This window comes from Geomonas agri (assembly GCF_020179605.1).
In the GTDB taxonomy this organism is placed as follows: Bacteria; Desulfobacterota; Desulfuromonadia; order Geobacterales; family Geobacteraceae; genus Geomonas; species Geomonas agri.
Genome location: NZ_JAINZO010000002.1, coordinates 561,570 through 582,262, shown reverse-complemented (window position 1 = coordinate 582,262; position 20,693 = coordinate 561,570). Strand labels below are relative to the sequence as shown.

At 62.6% G+C, this 20,693-nt stretch carries 18 protein-coding genes; 10 read left to right on the top strand and 8 right to left on the bottom strand.

Annotated features, from left to right (window positions below; translation table 11 throughout):
* Window positions 1-137: 137 nt before the first annotated feature.
* The 3 genes from K7R21_RS14060 to radA all read right to left on the bottom strand — a co-directional run bounded on the left by K7R21_RS14060 (window position 138) and on the right by radA (window position 4,325).
* A complete protein-coding gene (locus tag K7R21_RS14060; RefSeq protein WP_224983922.1) occupies window positions 138-2,441 on the bottom strand; it encodes a GAF domain-containing sensor histidine kinase in 2,304 nt (767 codons plus the stop codon).
* A 38-nt stretch (window positions 2,442-2,479) separates the two neighbouring features.
* A complete protein-coding gene (gene dksA / locus K7R21_RS14055; RefSeq protein WP_183343984.1) occupies window positions 2,480-2,836 on the bottom strand; it encodes an RNA polymerase-binding protein DksA in 357 nt (118 codons plus the stop codon).
* A 127-nt stretch (window positions 2,837-2,963) separates the two neighbouring features.
* Entirely contained in the window at window positions 2,964-4,325 is a 1,362-nt protein-coding gene (gene radA, locus K7R21_RS14050) for a DNA repair protein RadA (RefSeq protein WP_224983921.1), read from the bottom strand.
* A 178-nt stretch (window positions 4,326-4,503) separates the two neighbouring features.
* On the opposite strand from radA, the gene K7R21_RS14045 reads away from it, so the two are divergent.
* Window positions 4,504-5,244, top strand: a complete 741-nt coding sequence (locus tag K7R21_RS14045; RefSeq protein ID WP_224983920.1) for an HD-GYP domain-containing protein — start codon at window positions 4,504-4,506, stop codon at window positions 5,242-5,244.
* Window positions 5,245-5,249: 5 nt separating this feature from the next.
* Here the strand turns inward: K7R21_RS14045 and K7R21_RS14040 are convergent, their stop codons facing one another.
* A complete protein-coding gene (locus K7R21_RS14040; protein ID WP_224983919.1) occupies window positions 5,250-5,843 on the bottom strand; it encodes a HEAT repeat domain-containing protein in 594 nt (197 codons plus the stop codon).
* A 70-nt stretch (window positions 5,844-5,913) separates the two neighbouring features.
* Between K7R21_RS14040 and K7R21_RS14035 the strand changes: the two genes are divergently transcribed.
* Together K7R21_RS14035 and K7R21_RS14030 are read left to right on the top strand one after the other, a co-directional pair.
* The gene (locus K7R21_RS14035; protein WP_224983918.1) at window positions 5,914-6,225 is read left to right on the top strand and encodes a hypothetical protein; all 312 of its coding nucleotides are present in this window, start codon (window positions 5,914-5,916) and stop codon (window positions 6,223-6,225) included.
* 76 nt (window positions 6,226-6,301) lie between these two features.
* Window positions 6,302-7,282 (top strand): beta-ketoacyl-ACP synthase III, encoded by a 981-nt coding sequence (locus tag K7R21_RS14030; RefSeq protein WP_224983917.1) that lies wholly within the window; start codon window positions 6,302-6,304, stop codon window positions 7,280-7,282.
* Window positions 7,283-7,558: 276 nt separating this feature from the next.
* On the opposite strand, the gene K7R21_RS14025 is transcribed toward K7R21_RS14030, so the two are convergent.
* The 4 genes from K7R21_RS14025 to K7R21_RS14015 form a co-directional block, all read right to left on the bottom strand.
* Window positions 7,559-8,611: a chemotaxis protein CheR gene (locus tag K7R21_RS14025; protein ID WP_224983916.1), complete on the bottom strand. Its 1,053-nt coding sequence runs from the start codon at window positions 8,609-8,611 to the stop codon at window positions 7,559-7,561.
* Between the two features lies 1 nt (window position 8,612).
* The gene (locus K7R21_RS14020) at window positions 8,613-9,956 is read right to left on the bottom strand and encodes an MATE family efflux transporter (RefSeq protein ID WP_224983915.1); all 1,344 of its coding nucleotides are present in this window, start codon (window positions 9,954-9,956) and stop codon (window positions 8,613-8,615) included.
* A gap of 99 nt (window positions 9,957-10,055) precedes the next feature.
* On the bottom strand, window positions 10,056-10,310 hold the full coding sequence (locus K7R21_RS20720; protein ID WP_263630714.1) for a GSU3128 family (seleno)protein: 255 nt from the start codon (window positions 10,308-10,310) through the stop codon (window positions 10,056-10,058).
* 127 nt (window positions 10,311-10,437) lie between these two features.
* Complete coding sequence (locus K7R21_RS14015; protein WP_224983914.1) at window positions 10,438-10,791, bottom strand: hypothetical protein; 354 nt, start codon at window positions 10,789-10,791, stop codon at window positions 10,438-10,440.
* A gap of 244 nt (window positions 10,792-11,035) precedes the next feature.
* Here K7R21_RS14015 and K7R21_RS14010 point away from each other — a divergent pair, with 244 nt between their 5' ends.
* The 7 genes from K7R21_RS14010 (at window position 11,036) to K7R21_RS13980 (ending at window position 20,684) form a co-directional block, all read left to right on the top strand.
* Entirely contained in the window at window positions 11,036-12,367 is a 1,332-nt protein-coding gene (locus K7R21_RS14010) for a GAF domain-containing sensor histidine kinase (RefSeq protein WP_224983913.1), read from the top strand.
* A 186-nt stretch (window positions 12,368-12,553) separates the two neighbouring features.
* Entirely contained in the window at window positions 12,554-15,031 is a 2,478-nt protein-coding gene (locus K7R21_RS14005) for a PAS domain S-box protein (RefSeq protein ID WP_224983912.1), read from the top strand.
* 455 nt (window positions 15,032-15,486) lie between these two features.
* A complete protein-coding gene (locus K7R21_RS14000; RefSeq protein WP_224983911.1) occupies window positions 15,487-17,397 on the top strand; it encodes a sulfurtransferase in 1,911 nt (636 codons plus the stop codon).
* A gap of 71 nt (window positions 17,398-17,468) precedes the next feature.
* Entirely contained in the window at window positions 17,469-18,308 is an 840-nt protein-coding gene (locus K7R21_RS13995) for a hypothetical protein (protein ID WP_224983910.1), read from the top strand.
* 15 nt (window positions 18,309-18,323) lie between these two features.
* A complete protein-coding gene (locus K7R21_RS13990; protein ID WP_224983909.1) occupies window positions 18,324-19,040 on the top strand; it encodes a TVP38/TMEM64 family protein in 717 nt (238 codons plus the stop codon).
* An 11-nt stretch (window positions 19,041-19,051) separates the two neighbouring features.
* Window positions 19,052-19,771 (top strand): glycosyltransferase family 2 protein, encoded by a 720-nt coding sequence (locus K7R21_RS13985; protein WP_224983908.1) that lies wholly within the window; start codon window positions 19,052-19,054, stop codon window positions 19,769-19,771.
* A 31-nt stretch (window positions 19,772-19,802) separates the two neighbouring features.
* Complete coding sequence (locus K7R21_RS13980) at window positions 19,803-20,684, top strand: sulfurtransferase (RefSeq protein ID WP_224983907.1); 882 nt, start codon at window positions 19,803-19,805, stop codon at window positions 20,682-20,684.
* Window positions 20,685-20,693: the final 9 nt, after the last annotated feature.

Genomic DNA, 20,693 nt, shown 5'->3' with positions numbered 1-20,693 from the left:
TCCTGGTAATGGTTCCTGCAGCAGTCGCGAAAGCGAAATTTCCGGCAGCATAAAACATCGGGGCGATCGTGGGAAGTACGAACCTTTTGGTGCCATAGTACCCGTAGAGATACCTTCGGCTGCTGCGGTTAACCGGTTTACCAGTGCTTGGGCAGGACGATGCGGAACTCGGCGCCGAGGCCGGGGTGGTTGGTGACGTGGATCTTGCCGCCGTGGTTGGTGATGATCCGGTTGGCGATGGGGAGGCCCAGGCCGGTGCCGCTTACCTTGGTGGTGAAGAACGGGGTGAAGATGTTGTTCAACTGCTCGAGCGGGATGCCGCCACCAGTGTCGACGATCTTGACGGAGATGGCGTCCTTGCCGTCCAGTTCGCCGGGGTGGACCTGGATCGAGAGCTGCCCCCCGGGGGCCATGGCTTCGAGCGAATTCTGAATGATGTTGAGAAACACCTGCTTCAGTTGCTGGCAGTCGCCCAGGAGAACCTGGCGCTGACGCGGAAACTTGGTGTTGATCCCGATCTGCTTCTCCTCGGCCGTGGGTGCGGTCATGGTCAGGCTTTCCTTGACGATGTCCACGATGTTGCAGCGGGTGTAGCAGATGGTGGTCTTCTTGGAAAAGAGCAGGATCTCGGAAAGGATCCCTTCCAGGCGTATCACTTCACGCACGATCAGGTCGGCGCTGGCCCACTCGTCACTTTCGGGGGACAGCTTGCGTGCCAGGCGCCCGGCAAAACCGCCGATGGACACCAACGGCCCCTTCAACTCGTGGGCGATGCCGGCAGCCATCTCGCCTATGGCGGCCAGCCGTTCCTTCTGGAGCAGGCTCTCCTGGGCCTCGCTCAACTGGCGGTGTGCGTCCTCAATCCTGTTGTAGAGCATCGAGTTCTCGATCGCCATGCCTGCCTGGTTGGTGAAGAGCTGCAAGAAGCGCAGGTGCTCCTGGGTGATCGGGGAGAGGGTGAGCGCGTTGTCCACCAGCACCACCCCCACCGTCTGCCCGTGGGCGATGAGCGGAGACGCCGCCAGCGCGGTGCGGGAGATAGCGGAGGCATCGGGGCCGATGCCGGTCTCTTCAGGAATGTAGATCAACCGCCTCTCGAGCACGGCCTGCGATGCGATGTTCAGGGTCGGGTCCAGTTCCAACCTCTTGCCCTGGACCTGCCGGGAGAACTCGGACTCCCGCTGGGCCGCCATCTCGGCTTCGGTGATGTCCCAGCGGCTGGAGAGGAGGTCGTCGCCTCCGCCGGGCGGCATGGAAAGGGGAGGGGCGTTCTCGGCGGTGACCCCCAGCATCCCTACCAGCGATCCCGAGCGCTCGTTGGCCAGAAACAGCATGGCCCGGTCGAAGAACGGGGTGGGGCCGGAGGTGAGTGCGGTCAGGGTCAGGTGGATCAGCTTGTTCAGCTTAATGGTGGAGAGCATGGTGTTGCTCAGCCGGTACAGGAGGGACAACTCCTTCAGCTTCTTCTCGTTCTCCGTATCGAAGCTGGCCACCCGCTCCTCGCAGATGGCCTCGGTGAGCGCACCGGCGACCAGGCGCGCCACGGTCTCGGCCAGTTCGGCCTGCCCGGTGGACACGAGGTCGGCTCCGCCGAAGAGGGTGAGCGCGCCCAAGGTCTGTCCGTTGCAAATAAGCGGGGTGCACAGGGCATAGCGGCATGCTCCCGGCAGGGCGAGCTTGTCGGTACGGGTGGCGCCGGCGGCAAGGGCACGCGCCGAGAGCCTCTGCTCGAACTCCAGCAGTGCGGTCAACTCTCGCCTCACACTACTGTGGCACCCTTTGTACACCCTGTTCCGGATGCGTCCCTTGGGTGCCAGCCGGACGACGGCACAGCCGGCGACACCCGAGCCGGTGCAGAGCTTCACCACCTGCGGCAACAATGTAGCTGCCGGGGCGGGCGCCTCCAGCAACCGGCCCAGCGCGGAGACCAGCGCCAGGTCGCGACGCGCCTTGTGAGCTTCCTGTTCGGCCGCCAGGCCGGACAGGGTGAGCGAGAAGACGGGGACCAATTGCCGGCAAAACGCCAGGCTTTCAGTGGGGAGTTCGGGGTCGGGGCAGGCGAGCGAGAGGATGGCAGCGAGCCCGGTGCCGTCCAGGATAGGGATGGCTGCGAACTGGCCGGACTCGCCACTGCCGCGCTCTTCCGGGTGCAGGTCGACGGAGGTGCCGTACACCTCGCGCAATTCGGCGGCGGCACGGCCGGCGCACCCCTGCCCGTAAGGGATCAGGCAGCCGCGGCTGGCTCCGGAGAGCACCGAGCTGAAACATTCAGTGAGAGCGGGTTCGGTGGAATCGGGAAGAAACAGTGAGGCAGAGGCAATACCGGGGACGCGGGCAGCCGCGCGGAGCAGGCCGCGGAGCCGGCCCTGGTGCGAGCGGCCGGAAGACTGGGCAACGCGTAACGCTTGCTCCAGGAGGTTATTTCCCTTCCGGGCAGCCATGCGCACTCCGAAGGACGAAAACTCGTGGGATGGGAGATCTAGCGGAACCTTTCTTTCTTTTCCTGCTCCATCTTGCAGTCGATGCAGAGGGTGGTCACCGGGCGGGCCTTTAAGCGCGCTTCGCTGATGTCCTCTTCACACACCTCGCAGATGCCGAAGGTGCCTTGATCGATGCGGTTGAGCGCTTCCTGGATCTTGACGATCAGCTTGCGCTCGCGGTCCCGGATGCGCAGTTCGAAGGTGCGGTCCGATTCCTGGGTGGCACGGTCGGTCGGGTCGGGGAAGTTGGTCGTGTCGGAGTTCATTTCCATGACGGTCCGGCCGGCCTCTTCCAAGAGCGATCGTTTCTCTTCCTGCAGGATACCTCTGAAGTACTCGAGCTTTTCGGAATTCATGACACCTACCCTTTCTAATCAATACGACATTAAAGAGGATTTTTCTAAATTAGTAAAGTAAAATTTTCCTCTTAACGAAAAGACGGTCAAAAACGTAATGCCCGTGGCCCAGGCTCCTAAAACGGCTCTAAATGGCGTCGAGCGCCTCGGCCAGGGAGGTGACGCCGACCACCTTCATGCCCGCAATCTCCTTCTTGGGGGCGTTCCCCTTGGGGACGACGGCGCGGGTGAAACCATGCTTCACGCCCTCCTTGAGCCTCGACTCCCCATTGGAAACCGGGCGAATCTCCCCGGACAGCCCCACCTCCCCGAATACCAGCAGGTCCTGGGGGAGCACGGTATTCCTGAAACTGGATACGATGGCCAGCGCCACGGCGAGGTCGGCGCTGGTCTCCAGCACCCGGATCCCGCCCACCACGTTGACGAAGACGTCCTGGTCGGAGAGGACCAGCCCGCCGTGCTTGGTGATCACGGCGAGGATCATGGCGATGCGGTTTTGGTCCAGGCCGATGCCGAGCCGGCGCGGCGAGCCGTACTGGGCCGATACCACCAGCGACTGGATCTCCACCAGCAGCGGCCGGGTCCCTTCCCAGAGCACGCTGATCAGGCTTCCCGGTGCCTCCGTCTCGGTACGCGACAGGAAGATGGCGGAGGGATTCTTCACCTCGCGCAGCCCCCGCTCGGTCATGGCGAACACGCCCAGTTCGTTGACCGGACCGAAGCGGTTCTTGGTGGTGCGCATAAGGCGGTAGCGGGCGTCCTCGGTGGAGGAGAGCATCACCTGGGTGTCGACCATGTGCGACAGGGTCATGGGGCCGGCCAGCGCTTGGTCCTTGGTGACGTGGCCGACCATGATCAGCACCACGCCGGAGGTCTTGGCGAAGCAGGTGAAGGCGGCGGCGGATTCGCGTACCTGGGATACCCCGCCCGGCGCGGCGTCGATCCCCGCGCACTGCATCACCTGGATCGAATCGATCACCACCACCTCGGGGCGCTCGTTCTCGGCCGCTTCCAGGACCCGCTCCACCGAACTTTCGGCCAGCATCTTGACCCGGTCCAGCGGCAGTTGCAGTCGGCGGGCGCGCCCCGCGATCTGCTGCAGGGATTCCTCGCCGGAGACGTAGAGCACCTCCTTGCTGGCCGCCGCATGACACATGGTCTGTAGCAGTATGGTGCTCTTGCCCGCACCGGGGTCGCCGCCGATCAGGATCACGGAGCCGGGGACGAAGCCTCCCCCCAGCACCCGGTCGAACTCTTCACTGCCGCTGGAAAAGCGGGTTTCCTCGGTACAACTCACCTCGCCCAGCAGGGTCACCGCCGAGGTGGCCCCGGCGAAACCGTCGCGTCGTCCGGCCCTGGGCTCGGCGCCCAGGCGCACCTCCTTGATGGTGCTCCAGGCGTCGCAGGCGCTGCAGTGCCCTTGCCACTTGGGATAGGTTGCGCCGCAGTCGGAGCATACGTACCCGGTCTTCACCTTTACCTTTGCCATACCCCCCCAAAGCCTCGCCGGCGGCGAGTAAAAAGCTACGCAATCCTAAGCTTTTTGGCTAACAGTGTCAACTCCGGCGCGCGTTCGGGCCTCGCCCTCCATTCAGTTTGACAACGTTTCCCCGCCTAAGATAAAATCACTGCTTCCTTTTAACGGTATGCCCGAACCAGGAGGCCCGGTGGCGATTGCCGACAACAAAAAAACGAAGTCACTCTCGCCCAGTGAAATGAACCGGTTGTCCGCGCTTTGCCGCGACGCCGTCGACGCGCTGAGGGAGGTTTTTCAGGAAATCGGCAGTGGGATGATTCCGCCGGCCGAGCCGCTCATGGACCGGGTGCGTGCCCTGGCCCTGGGCACCCTGAAGGATCCGGCTTCCCTGCTGCAACTCGATCCAAACCGTGAAGATGACGGCTATACCTTCCGGCACAGCGTGAGCGTCGGATTGCTGGCCCTGGCACTGGCGGCGTCGCTTGGACATGACGCCGAACAGGTGGCCCATTGCGGGCTGGCGGGCTTTCTCCACGACATCGGCAAGACCAGGGTCGATCTCTGCATCCTGGATAAGCCGGGAAAGCTATCCAGTGACGAGGTTCTGGAGATGCAGAAGCACCCGGAGTACGGCGCCGAGCTCGTGCGCGGCATGGCAGGTGTGCCGGCCAGCGTGGTCGAGGCGGTGCTTGCACACCACGTGCGCTTCGACCGGACCGGCTACCCCGAGTCGGCGCGCACCCTCTGCCTCGGGATACCGTGCGCCGTGGTCGCGGTGGCGGACTTTTACGATGCGACCACGACCCTGAGGGCATACCAGCGCCCGATGCAGCGGGACGAAGCGGTCGAGGCGCTCAGAAGGGCGCGCGGCACCGTGCTGGACGGCAGCATAGTGGAAGGTTTCCTTGAACTGACGGATGCGGGTGTTTGAACTGATCAGGGAAGCTGTGCCAGCGCGGTGGCAGCGGCGGCGCGGGTCTTGTCGAAGGGCGAGGAGAGAAGCTTGATCATGGCATCGGCGAGGGAGCTTCCGCCAATGCGACCAAGGGCGAGGGCGGCTTCGGCGTCGAGGATGCCGTCGTTGGCGTCGAGAAACGGGGCGAGCTTGGCTGCCAGCGAGGGGTCGCGGTAGCGCGACACCGCCTCTATGGCCAGTGCCCGTACGGTGACGGCAGGATCCTGGAGCTTCTCCAGCAGTGTGGGGAGTGCATCGGGACGCGCCAGTTCTCCCAGTACCTTGACCGCCGCGCAGCGGATGTCATCTTCGGGTCTCCCCGCGCAGTAGTAGAGGATGGGCAGCACCTTGTCGTCGCCGATCCGGCCCAGGGCGTAGATGGCGGCCACCTTGGTGGCGCGGTCGCCGCGCTTGAGGCGGTCGAAGACTTCCTCCAGGCTTTCTGCAGCCTCCAGGGCCTCCAGCGCCGTCGAGGCGGCCAGGCGCACCTCCGGGTCCGTGTCCTTTAAAAGCGGGATGATGGCGTCGCGCCTTTTGATGCGTTCGGCATGGTCCATAGCGATGATAACTAGCAAAATTCGGCCCGCGGCACAACACAATTTAATCAATCCCCCGCCCAGCGGCGGGCGAGATAAGGAGATATGGATGTCGAACAGGATCAAATGCATCGCACTTTCCGCCCTGGTGCTCCCCGGGCTGGGCCAACTGTACCGGGGGAGCCGTGTCAAGGGAGGGATAATGCTCCTGCTCGACAACATTTTCCTGCTGGGCGGGCTGTTCATCGGGCTCAGGAGCGCGGGTAAACTGATGGCGGCCGGCACGCAGGGACTGACCCCGGAACAGGTGCTCGCGGCCATCCAAATGGATTCCCCTTACGTAAAATGGCTTTTGGGCGGATTCATGATCGTTTGGGCCTACGGAGTGGTTGATGCCGCATTTTTCAAAGGAGATAATTGACAAACAGTATTTTATTGTGAGATAAGGGTAGCGTTTCCCGGCCGTCCAAGCGGGAAGCAAGGGAGGCGCTCTCTACATGATACGTGCGGAAATTCTGGGGACCGGCGGCTACGTTCCGGCGCGGGTCGTCCCCAATGCTCACTTCGACTACCTGGTGGATGACGCGGACCAGTGGATCCACTCCCGGACCGGCATCAGGGAAAGACGCTTCGCGGCAGCTGAGGAGGCGACCTCCGACCTCGCCACCAACGCCGCCCTCCTCGCCCTCGAAAACGCCGACATCGACCCCCTCGAGATTGATTGCATCATCGTCGCCACCTCCACCCCCGACATGATCCTTCCCGCCACTGCCTGCATGGTGCAGAAGAACATCGGCGCGTCCAAGGCGTTCGCCTTCGACATGAACGCGGTCTGCAGCAGCTTCATCTATGGCGTGGAGCTGGCGGACAACCTGATCCGTTCCGGAAAGTACCGCAAGGTGCTCCTGATCGGCGCCGACACCTATTCAAAGATCCTCGACATGGACGACAAGACCACGGCACCACTTTTTGGTGACGGCGCCGGCGCGGTGATCCTGGGGGCGGGGCTGTCAGGGAAGGGTATTCAGCACTCCGTGATGCAAAGCGATGGCACCGGCTGGGAACTGATCCAGGTCCCCTCCTCGGGGTCGCGGAAGCCGATCAGTGCCGAGAGCATCGCGGCCAAGGAGAACACCTTCAGAATGGCAGGCAAGAGCGTGTTCAGCTTCGCCACCGACGTCATCCCCCGCATCATCACCGATCTCGCCGAGCGTGGCGGCATCAAGCCGGAAGAGATCGACCACATCATCCCGCACCAGGCCAACGTGCGCATCATCGACTTCATCTCCAAGAAGACGGGGATTCCCAAGGAGAAGTTCCTGCTCAACCTGGACCGTTACGGCAACACGGCCGCCGGCTCGGTGGGACTTGCCCTAGACGAAAACCGGAGAAACGGCGTGATCAAGCCTGGGGAGCTGGTGCTGATGATGGGCTTCGGTGGCGGGCTTTCCTGGGGCGGGGTGCTGTTCAGGGCGTAAAAGCCGGCAGGCAAGAGCGAGATTGAGACAAAGATAAAGATTGAGGAAAAACAGAAATGACAAAAGGGGACGGGCCTGTCGGCACCGTCCCCTTTTTATTTGCAGACTGTCAATAACCGTCTTGTCCATTCTCCCTCTCCTTCTGGGAGAGGGCCGGGGTGAGGGAATGGACTATCGGCTGGTTCTGCGGTGATGGCGGTGGCTGCGCCCTCACCCCAGCCCCTCCCCCGAAGGGCGAGGGGGAACTTCAAATAAGACGAGACCTGGATGGTGATCCTATGCTGCCTTTATCCCGCCTACACCCTCCGGGACCTCTATCGGGTCGAGGCCGTGGCTTCGCATCTGGGCTATGAGCGTCTCCCGCGGGACCCGGAGCCGCCAACCGGCGTGGAAACGGTCAGCGGCGAGGAGCAGGCCGCCGGGGGCGAGCCGGGCGGCAAGGCCGGCAAAGGCGGCTGCAAGATCGGCCGGCTCGTGCAGTAGCGGCCCTCCCAGCAGCCCGTTACAGAGCACCAGGTGGTAGGGTTGCCGCAGCGGCGCGGCGTCGACCCGGTCCAGGTAGAACTCCAGGGCAGGCCCAGTCGTGCTGTCCAGCACAGGCTGGACCCGGTCCCGGTAATCGCGCTCCCGCTCCCGGTCGTGTGGGAAGTGGAGATGAGCGGCGGCGAAGAGTTCGATCGGTTCCAGCGTAGACCCGTGCACGGAACTGCCCGCGCCAAGCCCCGCCTCCGCCACAAGTTGTGCGGCCTGGTACGTTCCCTCGCCGCTGCCGCAGGCGGCATCGAGCACCCGCATCCCCGCCGGGAAAGAACCCGCCTGCTCACCAAGCCAGCCCGCAAGCCACCGATACTGCTCACGATAGCGGTCGAAGCCGCCGCCGAAGTGTTGGGGCAGCATCAGGGCGAACAGGAAAGCTGCGCGCGCGTCGCCGTCCTCAGCCAGTTGACGCAGCGTCGGAGCGGGGTCGGCACATCCGAGCCATGGGGCGAGTTTCTGGAGCAGGTCGAGCCAGCTCGCCGAACTGTGCAGGTAGCTTCCGGGGAGAAGCGGATCGAAGCGGCAGCCCCGGCGCAGGATCAGCTCGAACAAGGCGCGTGGGCGGGCCAGGGGGAAGAGGGCCTCGGTCAGCCCCCGCATCTCGTTGGTGACGGCGAGTCCTGGTGCCCACAGGGGGAGGGGATAGCTGCCGGCGTAGCTCGCGAACTCGGCGGAGAGCCGCTCGATGCGCCGTTCCAGCGCGGCGTCGAATAGAGAGCCGGGGACCAGGAGCTGCGCCAGCCGTTGCCGAATCTCCCCTTGGTCGATGGTCGGGACGAAGGAACGCTCCATGTCAGATGATGACCCGGTGCAGGTCGCGGCGCTGGTAGCGCCACCAGAAGGCGCCGGCCCGGAAGAACCAGTCGAGGAGGAAGACGCTCCAGACGGCGTACAGTGAAAGCTGCAGTGGGACTGCGGCGATGTAGGAGAGGAGCACCCGGATGCCCCACATGGACACCAGGGTGACCAGGAACACGTAATGGGTGTCACCAGTGCCACGCAGGCTCCCGGCATAGACGAATGAGAGGGCCAGCGGCACCTGGGCGAAGGCGACCAGCCGCAGGAAGACGGTCCCCTTTTCGATGACGTCCGGGTCGTGGGTGAATAGGGCGATCAGGTGGTGCGGCAGGAAGAAGAAGAGGAGAGCCATGACACCCATGACTAGCACGGCCAGCCGGAGCGCCTCGGTGTGGCTCATGTGGGCGCGCCGGAGTTTCCTGGCGCCGATAGACTGCCCCATAAGGGTCGCCGCCGCGATCCCCATCCCAGCGCCCGGCATGAAGGAGAGCGACTCGATGGAGAGGCCGATCTGGTGCGCGGCGTAGGCGGCGGTACCAAAGCCGATTATGAACTTGGAGTAGAACAGCTGCCCCGACTGCTGGGCCACGCGCTCCAGCGCCACCGGGTAGCCGATGCCGATCACCTTCTTCAACAGGACCAGGTCGGGACGGCCGATCTTCAGGTATCCCTTCCGGAGCGCCTGGATCAACAGGTAGCTGAACCCGGCGGCCTCAGAGAGGTTGATGGCGTAGGCGGCTCCGAGGACGCCGTAGCGCGGGAAGCCAAGGTGCCCGTAGATCAGCGGGTAGGCGATGGCGACGTGCAGGACATTCACCAGCAGGATCCCTTCCATCGGGGTGCGGGTGTTGCCGGTCCCCTGCATGATGGCGGAGAGGATATTGAGGCCGGCGGTGAAGCCGAAGTAGAGGAAGACCAGGCGGATGTAGTCCGAGGCGTAGGCAAGTACGTCGGGTTGTGCCCCCAGGAAGACGGCGATGTTCCTTCCGAAGCCGATGCCGAGCAGGGTGGCTGCTACGGCAAGGACGGCGCAGAACAGGAGCGATGCAAACGCGGTCCTGCGGGCTTCCTGGCGGCGTCCCGCACCCCAGAGATGCGCGATGACCACGTTGGCGCCCGTGGAGAAGCCCCAGAACACCGTCATGGTGACGAAGATGAGCAACTGTCCGAGGCCGGTGGCTGCGATGGCGGCGGCTCCGAGCCCCCCCACCATGAAGATGTCCACGATGGACACCAGGCGTTGGAACAGCGAGGAGAGGAGCACCGGCATCGACAGCGCCGCGACGTTGCGCCGGATGGAAACCCGTTTGGTGGATTTTCTGAAAGTGAGGCGTCTCAAGATGGCAACCCTAAAAGAAACAGGGATGAAGGGGATACAACGGATGAAACACCCGTCTGATCCGCTCCACCCCTTTTATCCTTGTAATCCCAGTTAGTCCTACAGCTCCTTCAAAATCTCTTCCTGGCTGCGCACGAAGTTCTTGGCCCGTCCTGACGGCGCGATGATGCCGTAGGCCAGGGCCTCGTTCAGTTCCGCTTCGGTGGCGCCTGCTTCCTTCGCGACCGCGAAGTGCTTCTTAAGTCAGTCGGGACAACCGACGGCCACGGCGCAGGCGACACGGATCAGTTCCCGGTACTTTACCTCGAGAACTTCCTCATACTCGAAATCCAGGATCTTCTTACGGATTTTCATGGTCCACCTCCTTGCAGGGAACGGTCTGGCGAGCGTCTACATAACTAGCACAAACGCACGCCTCTGGAAACCTTAACCTGCGGTGGGTGGCGAGGGAGGGGGCGGCGTCCCGGAGGGGCGCCGATTGTTATTCGGTGATGGGCTCGGGGTGCGGAGAGCCGGTGAGCTTCCTGACCGCCATGGTCATGCCGCTTACCTTGCTTTCAAATTCGCCATAGGCGCGGGCGATCTCACCCTCGGCGCGTGCCACCAGCGCATTAAGCTTCCGCTCCGCGGCCTCGAGGTCTTTGCGGTACTGCTCCAGCTGCTCGTCGACGTCCATCAGCATGTTCTCCAGCTTCCAGCGCCGGTTGGCGGGGGTGAGGGAGTAGTCGTTGAGGATGGCGGTGATGTCATCCTCGGTTCCGCGCAAAAGTGCCTCCGCTTCCCTTCTCTTTTTGATCGCCTGCCGTGTCTTCTCCAACGAAATGATCTTGGCCATGCCTGTTCCTGCTCGCTAGTGGTGCGGTTAATCCAGCAAACCACCACATCATATTTGATTTCCGCGAACGGTGTAAATCCCTAAAATTGAGAGGAAAATTTCATCTGCGATGCGGCGCGGGCCCGGTGGTGGCAACATGGTCGCCGCTGGCATTTCTCGTGGCGTGCGGAAGGGATTGCTTGAAACACCAAAAAATCTTGATACTTTTCCAGCTGTGCTGTTTGGCCGCTATCACGGGAAGCAAATGACAAATTACGATTTCAGTGACATCTCGACCCATGTGGCCGATCCCACCCGACTCGCGGCGCTGCGCGCCGTGGCCCTGCTCGACACCCCCGCCGAGGAAGCCTTCGACCGGTTGACCCGGCTCGCATCCCAGTTCGCTGATGCCCCCGTCTCCCTGGTCAGCCTGATCGATTCCGACCGGCAGTTCTTCAAGAGCTGCCTTGGCCTCCCCGAACCCTGGCTGTCCCGGCGCGAAACCCCACTCAGCCACTCCTTCTGCCAGTACAACCGCATCGCGAAGCAGCCGCTGATCATCGAGGACGCCCGTGTCCACCCGTTCTTCAAGGACAACCCGGCCATAAGCGACCTGAAGGTGATCGCCTACCTGGGCATCCCCCTCGCCACCGTGGACGGCTACATCCTCGGCTCGTTCTGCGTCATCGATTGCAAGCCCAGGAAGTGGACCCCGGCGCAGGTATCGGTGATCGAGGATCTGGCGGCTTCGGTGATGACCGAGATCCAGCTCCGCTCCGAGATTCGCACCCGGACCTTGGCGGAGCAGCGGATGGAGGAAAAACACGAGGAGTTGTGCCGGGCCCATCGGGAATTGCAGCGGGAAAGCGCGGAGCGATTGCGCACCGCCGAGCAGTTGCGGCAGATGGACCAGATGCTGATCCAGCAGGGGCGCCTGGCGGCCATGGGGGAGATGATCAGCAACATCGCCCACCAGTGGCGCCAGCCGCTCAACGTGCTGGCCCTGCTGGCCCAGGACCTCCCCATGACCTATCGCATGGGCGAACTCGATGAGGGGTACCTCGACGACAAGGTGCGCAAGATGATGGAAGCCATCATCCAGATGTCGCGCACCATCGACAATTTCAGGAACTTCTTCAGCCCCGGGCAGGAGAAGGTTCGTTTCCGGGTGTTGGAAGCTGTGCAAAAGACGGTCTCGCTGGTCGATACCAGCCTACGCGAACTCAGCATCGACATAGCCGTTTCCTCGTCTGCCGACCCGATGATCGAGGGGTATCCCGGCGACTACTCCCAGGTCCTGCTCAACATACTGATCAACGCCAGGGACGTCTTCGTCGCCAGAAAGATTGCGCACCCGATCATTCGCATCGAGGTGGGGGAGGAAGATGGACGCTCCAAGGTGACCCTCTCGGACAACGCGGGAGGAATACCGGAGGAAATCTGTGACAAGATCTTTGATCCCTACTTCACCACCAAGGGGCCGCAGGCGACCGGGATCGGTCTGTACATGGCAAAGATGATCATCGAGAGGAACATGGGAGGCTCGCTGACCGCTAATAACACCAATGGTGGCGCGAGGTTCCGAGTGCTGGTCTGATCCTGACTGTTTGGTCGCTGGCAATCTATAAAAACCTTGTAGACGGGAGAGTGATTATGATAAGGTTTGGCCCCCATTAATTAACCAGCTGCTAATAGCGTGCGAGATGCCAAGATGAAGCTGACTTCCCTAGTTGAGTTGCGACATCGCTACGTTTTGCTCCCCTTCATGGTTTTGCTAGGACTAATGCTTTTTCTGCATGGTACCATGCAGTCCTCGCTCTCCTACGATCCCCCGTGGCTCCTGTTAATCACCAACACCCTCTTTGTCGGCGGCGTCAGCTTCCTGCTGGCAGCCATCTCCGCCCGTAACTACTACAGGACCGGACGCCTCAACATGCTGCTACTGGGTTCGGCCATGCTGGCGGTGGGCGCCAGCGGCGTCCTGGCCGGTATCGTGCGCGGCTGGCCCGACGGCGTCAATCTCAATGTCACCATTTATAACTGCGCCGCACTGCTGGGAGGTCTTTTGCAGGCCGTCGCGGCGTTCATCCTCGCTGCCGGACTCAATCCGCAGAGTGTACCCCGGCGGCGTACCGCGCTGCTCGCTTTCTATTACGGTGCCGTAACGGTTTTCATCGCCCTGCTCATGCTCGGCAGCATGAAGGGGGTGCTGCCGCTCTTCTTCGTCCAGGGAGCGGGGGCGACCCCGGTGCGGCAAGTGGTGCTGGGGGCGGCGATCGTGTTAAACCTGTTTTCGTTCACGGTCTTTCTGGCGTGTTACCTGCGCAACCGGGGGCCTTTCCTGCTGTGGTACGCCGGAGCGCTCGGGCTAACCGCCGCGGGGATGGGCGGCTTTTTCCTTCAACACAGCGTTGGCAGCCTGGTCGGCTGGGTGGGGCGGCTCTCGCTGTACCTGGGCGAGCTGTACTTCCTGGTGGCCCTGCTTGTGGCGGAGCAGAGCGCACAAAGCAGCGGGGAGACTTTCGACGACATCCTGGCCCTAGCTCTGAACGGGGCGGACGAAAAAATTCGCACCGCCTTCAACCACGCCACCATCGGCTTCGCTATGACCACCGTCAAGGGACGCTTCATCGACGCCAATCCCGCCTTCACCGCCCTGACCGGGTACACGCTTCCTGAGCTGCAGCAACTCGGCCTGCCCAACCTGATTCATCCCGACGATCGGCAAAAGAACGTAGATCTGACCCGACGCATGATCGAGGGCGAGATGGCGGACTTCTCGCTTGAGAACCGATACCTGCGCAAAGGGGGGGAATCGATCTGGGTGCGCAAGAGCGTGTCGCTCATTCGCGATTGCGATGGCACCCCCCGCTGGACCGCGGCGCTCATCGAGGACATCACCCAGCGTAAAGAGGTGGAACGCCAGCTGGCTTGCGAGCTCGACACCATGACCCGGCTCCAGAAGCTCAGTACGCTCTTTGTGCACCAAGGCAACCTTGAGTCGGTGCTGGAGGAAGTGCTGCAGGCAGGTATCGCCATCGCGGAAGCGGATTTCGGCACCATCCAACTCGTCGATCCGGAGACAGGCAACCTGGCCGTTGCTGCCCACTGCGGCCTGCCGCGATGGTGGATCGATTACTGGGACCACGCGGGGCAGGGGAAGGGGAAGGGGACTCCCGGGGTGGCGACCGCCATGTGCCGTCGTGTCATTGTGGAAGACGTGGCGCATAGCGAAGTCTTGTTCGACCAGGAGGCGCTGGAGATCCAGCAGCGTGCGGGAGTGCGGGCGGTACAGTCAACCCCCCTTACCAGTCGGTCCGGCGAACTGGTGGGGATGTTCTCCACCCATTACAACAAGGTCCACCGTCCCGACGAGGCGACGCTGCGCCGGCTCGATCTGCTCTCCAGGCAAACCGCGGACATGATCTGCCGCCTGCGCGCGGACGAGGCACTGCGCATACAGGCAAAGGATCTGGAGGAGTCAAGGCAGGAGGCGTTGCAGGCCCACGACGCGTTGAGTCTGCTGAACCAGGAGTTGGAACAGCGGGTCCAGGAGCGGACCGTGAAACTGATGGCCATCAACAAGGAACTGGAATCATTCTGCTATTCGGTCGCCCATGAACTCGGGTCTCCCCTGAGGAGCATGAACTGTTTCAGCTCCATCGTCCTGGAGGAGTATGGCGAGCTGATGGACCCGGAGGGAAGGAATTACCTGGAACGGATCGCCGCAAGCGCTTCCCGGATGGGGCACCTGGTCGAGGGGCTCCTGCTGCTCTCCAGGGTGACCCGCAGGGAGATGGCAAGGGAGACCGTCAACCTCAGCGCCATCGTCGGCGAGATCGTCAACGAGTTGGTGGCGCAGGAGCCGGGACGGCAGGTCGAGACGGAGGTAGCCGAGGGAACCTGGGGGCAGTTCGATCCCGCGCTGGCGAAGCTGGCGCTATACAACCTGTTAGGCAACGCCTGGAAATACACCAGCAGAATCGATGCGGCGAAGATAGAGTTCGGCCACTTCCGGAAGGGGGCCGAGAGCATCTATTACGTGCGGGACAACGGTGTGGGCTTCGACATGGCTTATGTCCACAAGATATTCCTTCCTTTCGAGCGCCTGGAGGCCACCGCCAAGTTCGACGGCACCGGCATCGGGTTGGCCACCGTGCAGCGGGTGATCGAGATGCACGGCGGCAAGGTTTGGGCCGAATCCGAGCCCGGCAGCGGGTCGACCTTCTATTTCACCGAGGGACTCGGCTACGCCTACTGACCGACCCCTCACCTTTTTGCTCCTCATCACCTCCGACGTCGTCGCAAGCTCAGCCGGTGGGACGATTGTCAGTGTACTGGCCGTGTATAATCACTGACGCCCCTCAACTGCACTATCCAATCCCGACATTCACGGCAAAGCTGCCATATGGACTAGAACTAGCCTTCCCTGCATTCCTCCACTCCTCGATGCACCCCGCTCCTTAACAAGGCATGAAAATCTTCCCTCCCAGGTCGGGGCCGGCTCGGCCACCTGTCACCATCACCAGAGCTGGTTCGTTTACCCCAACCTTACCTGTATTTAAAAAAGCGATAACCAGCTAGTTGTTTTTTAAATATACCAATTTGACTTTATTAAATCTCCTTGGTAGGTTCACGCCGCCCGAAAAGCAGTGCTGCCGGTTTGTTATCCGCAGTTACTGCGGGTTATGAGATGAAAAACCGAGGAGGAAGGTAATGAAATGTTTAGTGAAGGGGATGCTGCTGCTGATGCTCTGTGCACTGGTGCTGGCCGGGTGCGGCAGCAGCGTAACGGACAAAACCGCTAACAAGGCGAGACTCGCGGCTGCGGCAACGGACTTTCCCAATGCCGATCTTTTGGTCTCGGCCGATTCGGTGCAGCAAAGCCTGCAGGCAACGGATCTCCTCATCATCGATGCGCGTAGCGCTTCGGCCTACGGGGCGGGACATCTACCCGGAGCCATCAACCTGCAGCATAGCGCGTTCTGGACCAAGGGGGCGGGGCTTAAGGACACCGACACGCTCGCCTCACAGCTCGGCGCCGCCGGTATCACGCGGCAGCAGAAGATCGTCATCTACGACAACACTACGGCCTCGTGGGGTGCGGCAGGGCGCCTCTTCTGGATGCTCGAGTACCTGGGCTGCACGGACGTCCACATACTGGACGGCGGCTGGGACAAGTGGTCCGCCGACGCTCGCCCGACGCAGAGCGCAGCGGTGACCAAGCCTGCCGCGACCTTCACTCCCAGCGTGCAGGGATCGCTCAAGGCGACCTCCGCAAAGATCGCAAGCCGCCTCTATGACAACGACTTTGCCGTGATCGATACCCGTACCGACGAGGAGTTCGTCGGGTGGCAGCTCTACGGCGAAACCCGCGGCGGCCACATACCGCGCGCGGTAAATATTCCGTACGCCTGGTACTACAACAGCGACAAGTCCACTGTCCGTTACCAGCAGCTCAAAACCATGCTGGAGTCCCGCGGCATCACGCCCGACAAGGAAGTCACCGCCTACTGCACCGCAGGTATCCGCAGCGGCTACGCCTATTTCCTGCTTCGCTTGATGGGCTACGGCAAATGCTCCAACTACGATGCCTCCGCCTGGGACTGGGCTGACAACACGTCCTATCCGATGGACAAGGCGACGAATTACGCCGACGCGGTCTACCCCGCTTGGGTCAAGGCGCTCATCGACTACCACAAACCGGGGAGCACCTCGGCCGCTCCGCCGCAGTACTCCTATGACCGCAACCACAAGTACGTCATCTTCGAGACCCAGTGGGGTAGCTTCTCAGACATGACCGCCGGTTGGGCTGACAACTCCTACCTCCTCGGGCACATCCCTGGCGCCATTCACTCCAATTCCGACGTCTACGAGAACGACTTCCCGCGCTGGTTCCTACGTCCGGACGCCGAGCTGAAGGCCGCGCTGGGGAGCATGGGCATCACCCCCGACACCACCGTCGTGGTCTACAGCGATTCCAACATCTTCGCGGCCCGCCTTTGGTGGATCCTCAAGTACGCCGGCGTCACCGACGTCCGCTTCATGAACGGCGGCATTCAAGGTTGGCAGGCCGCGGGGTACCCGACCGAGACCACCATCAATTACCCCGTGGCCACCACCTACACCGGCGCCACCAACCCCGCGCTTATCGCCACCACCCCCTACGTGGAGTCGGTCTACAACACGACCGCCAAGATGGTCGACGTCCGCTCCGGCAGCGAATTTGCCGGCATGATCAGCGGCTACGGCTACGTGGTGAACAAGGGCCGCATCCCAGGTGCCACCTGGGCCTACAACGCGGACGACTCTGCCGGGATCTACGTCGACGCCGACGCCACCTTGAGAAGCTACGAGGAGGTGAAGTCGCTCTGGAGCAACCTCGGCATCGACTTCAGCAAGGAAACCATCTTTTACTGTGGCAGCGGCTACCGCTCCGCCTTGGCCTACCTCTACGCGCACCTGATGGGGTACACCAACATCCGCAACTACTCGGATGGCTGGGAAGGGTGGTCCACCAACTATGTGGAAGATCCCGCCTACCTGGCGACCCCGGCCGTACCGGGAAGCACCGACGGCTGGCGCCAGGATCCCTCAGGACGCCCGGTGGCGACGGGCGGACTGTAAGACGAACCAGTGACTCTATAGCAGGGAAGGCGCCGGCAGCGGCGCCTTCCTTTTGAGACAGGAAGAAAATCATGAAAAAGCTTCTCGCATCGCTAACCGTGGTCGCCCTTGTGGCGGCCTTCCCGGTTTCGTCCTGCTTCGCCGGGGCCTGGACCGCCACACAGGGTGGGTATTATGAAAAAGCCTCCTTCAACTTCTACTACGCAGACAAGAGCTTCGACCGGGAGGGCAACCGCAGGGACCTCTCCGATCATGGGACGTTCACGGACTACAACCTGAGTAACTACTTCGAGTACGGCGTCACTGACAGCCTCACTGTTCTCAACTCACTCTCCTACAAGTGGATCGAGAACGACAACGACTTGAGCCGCGCCACGGCGCATGGCATCGGCGACGTCGACCTCGGGGCCCGCTACCGGCTCTACCGAAGCGACGCCGTCGGAGTGGTCTCGACCCAGCTTTTGGTGAAGATTCCGGGCGGCTACCATAGGAACGACCCGCTCCCGCTGGGGAACCACCAGTACGACACGGAACTGCGCCTACTCTACGGCCGCTCCTTGTACCCGCAGCTGCCCGGCTATGCGAACCTGGAGGTCGGCTACCGCCTGCGCGCTGGTGAACCCTCCGATGAACTGCGCTACTTGGTTGAGGTCGGCTTCGACCTGGGCAAGAACTTCTTCACCCGCGCGAAGCTGGACGGTATCTACAGCATCGACAACGGCAGCAGGCTGGACGGCTCCGGCAACCCGACCACGACCAACAACTTCGACCTCGGCAAGCTCGATCTGACCCTGGGCTACCAGGTCACGCCGGCCATGGGGGTAGAGCTCGGCTACCGCCCCGACCTTTACGGCCAGAACACCGCGGCCGGCGCCAACTACTCGGTCTCACTTTATTTCAAGACGCCGTAACAAAAGGAGGGGTCAGTGACACGGCAACGTAACGATACGGCAGGACAGGGAACTCGCGGGAAGAGCCCCTGGGGCCCGGTTTTACTGATCGCCTTGCTGGTCGCCGCCGCTGCGGGCGTCCAGTTCTCGGGAGCCAGAGAGTATCTCCAGCAGGACCGCCTGCGCGCGCTGATCGCATCTTACGGCGCCCTTGCCCCGGTCATCTACGTCCTGATCTACTCCCTGGCGCCGGTCCTTTTCCTCCCCGCGTTGCCGCTTACCGTGGTTGGGGGAATCGTCTTCGGCCCCGTCTGGGGCGTGATCTACACCATCATCGGAGCGACCGTTGGCGCGTCGCTCGCTTTCCTGGTGGCCCGCTACGGCGCGCGCGACTGGGTCGCTTCCAGGCTCACCGGCCCCACGTGGGAGCGACTCGACCGCGAGGTGGCGCAGCATGGCTGGAAGGTGGTCGCTTTCACCCGCCTGATTCCGGCCTTCCCCTTCAACCTTTTGAACTACGCCTTCGGTCTCACCAAGGTCCGCTTCGCCCACTACGTGCTTGCCAGCTTTATCTGCATGCTTCCCGCGACCGTCGCCTTCATCGTCTTCTCCAGTTCGCTTCTGGATCTTTTGAGCGGCCGCGTTTCGCCGGCGGCGTTGGCGGGGTTGGTCCTCATTTTGGTAGTGGTCCTGGTCCCGGTATGCTACCGTCGCCGCAAAGCGCGCCAGGGAGGTTTCGCAGCGACTGAATGAATGGTGGTGCAGTGGAAACAGTATTGGTGATACCGGCGAGGAACGAGGAGGAGGCGCTTCCCGGCGTGCTGGCTCGGGTCCCGGCCGGGATCGGCCGCGTCATCGTGGTCGACAACGGCTCCAGCGATGCGACGGCACAGGTGGCGGCATCCTTTGGCGCGGCGGTGGTGTACGAGCCGGTGCCCGGCTACGGCCGGGCCTGTCTCGCCGGGCTGGCCGCTTTGCGCGACAATCCGCCTGCGGTAGTCGCCTTTGTCGATGCGGACGGCAGCGACGACCTGTCGCTGTTCCCGGAACTCCTCGCCCCGGTCTGTGCCGGGGAGGTGGATCTCATGCTGGGGCGGCGCGTCCCGGTGGAAGACGGTGCGCTCAGCTTCCAGCAGCGCTTTGGACACCTCCTGGCCACCTCGCTGATCCGGATCTTCTGGGGGCACCGTTTCCGTGACCTGGGGCCGATGCGGGCGATCAGGTGGGATGCATTGGAGAGGCTCTCCATGCAGGACAGGGCATTCGGCTGGACTGTCGAGATGCAGGTCAGGGCGGTGCGCCACGGGCTGAAGATCGGCGAGGTTGACGTAGCGTACCGCCGGCGCAAGGCCGGCATATCGAAGATCAGCCGGACCGTGAGCGGCACCGTGCAGGCCGGTTGCACCATTCTTTGGGTGATCGCGCGGGAGTTGCGTGTGGAGCTTGCTGGAAGAAAACGAAAACGGATTAACCGCATCGGCTAGGCGTGCGGATTCAGGAGATCAGGAGCTAGTCATGTTTAAAATCATGCGGATGATACCGGCGGTGGGGCGGATGCGCCTTGTGACCGCTGTTCTGGCGGGACTTCTTGTGCAGGTCTTCCTCCCTTGGTCCGCTCAAGCGACGGACCTGGGGCTCATCGAGGCCTCCCAGCTGAAGGGGAGCGCCGGCAACTGGGTCATTCTCGATGCCCGCCCCCGCGCTGAGTGGCTGGCCGGCCATATCCCTGGCGCCATCTCCTTTTCCTGGGACGAATACACCCGTACCGACGCGCGCGGCGTGAAGTACAGCTCCTTTCCACCTAACGAACTGGCCTCCCTCCTGGGGGCGATGGGGATTTCCGAGCGTACGCCGCTAGTTATCTACGGCGATGCGGACAAGAGCTGGGGAGGCGAAGGGTACGATGCCTGGCTTTTCTCATGGCTCGGGCACAAGGGACCGGTTCGTCTCCTGAACGGCGGCATCCAGGCCTGGCGTGGCGCCGGACTCCCGCTCGTGGCAGGGGCGGAGCAGCGGCAGGTCAAGAAGGTCGCTTACCTGTTCCAGGTCAAGCCGCGCACGGTGATCTCGACCGAAGAACTCCGGGGGCAAAAGGATGCCTACACCCTGATCGATGTCCGTTCCACCTTCGAGTGGCTGAAGGGGAGGATTCCCGGTTCGGTGCATATTCCCTGGGATGACTTCTACACCGGGAAGGAGCGCAGGCCCCTCAACGCGGCGGAACTGCGGAAGCTCCTGACCAAGCATGGTGTTGACCTTAAAAAGCCGGTCGTGTATTACTGCCTGGGCGGCGTTCGTTCCGGCTATGCCTGGACCGTGCACCAGTTGTCGGGTCTCCCCGAAGCGAGAAATTACAAAGGTGGCTGGGAGGCCTGGGATAAAAGGGAAGGGCGGTAGCCCGACGCC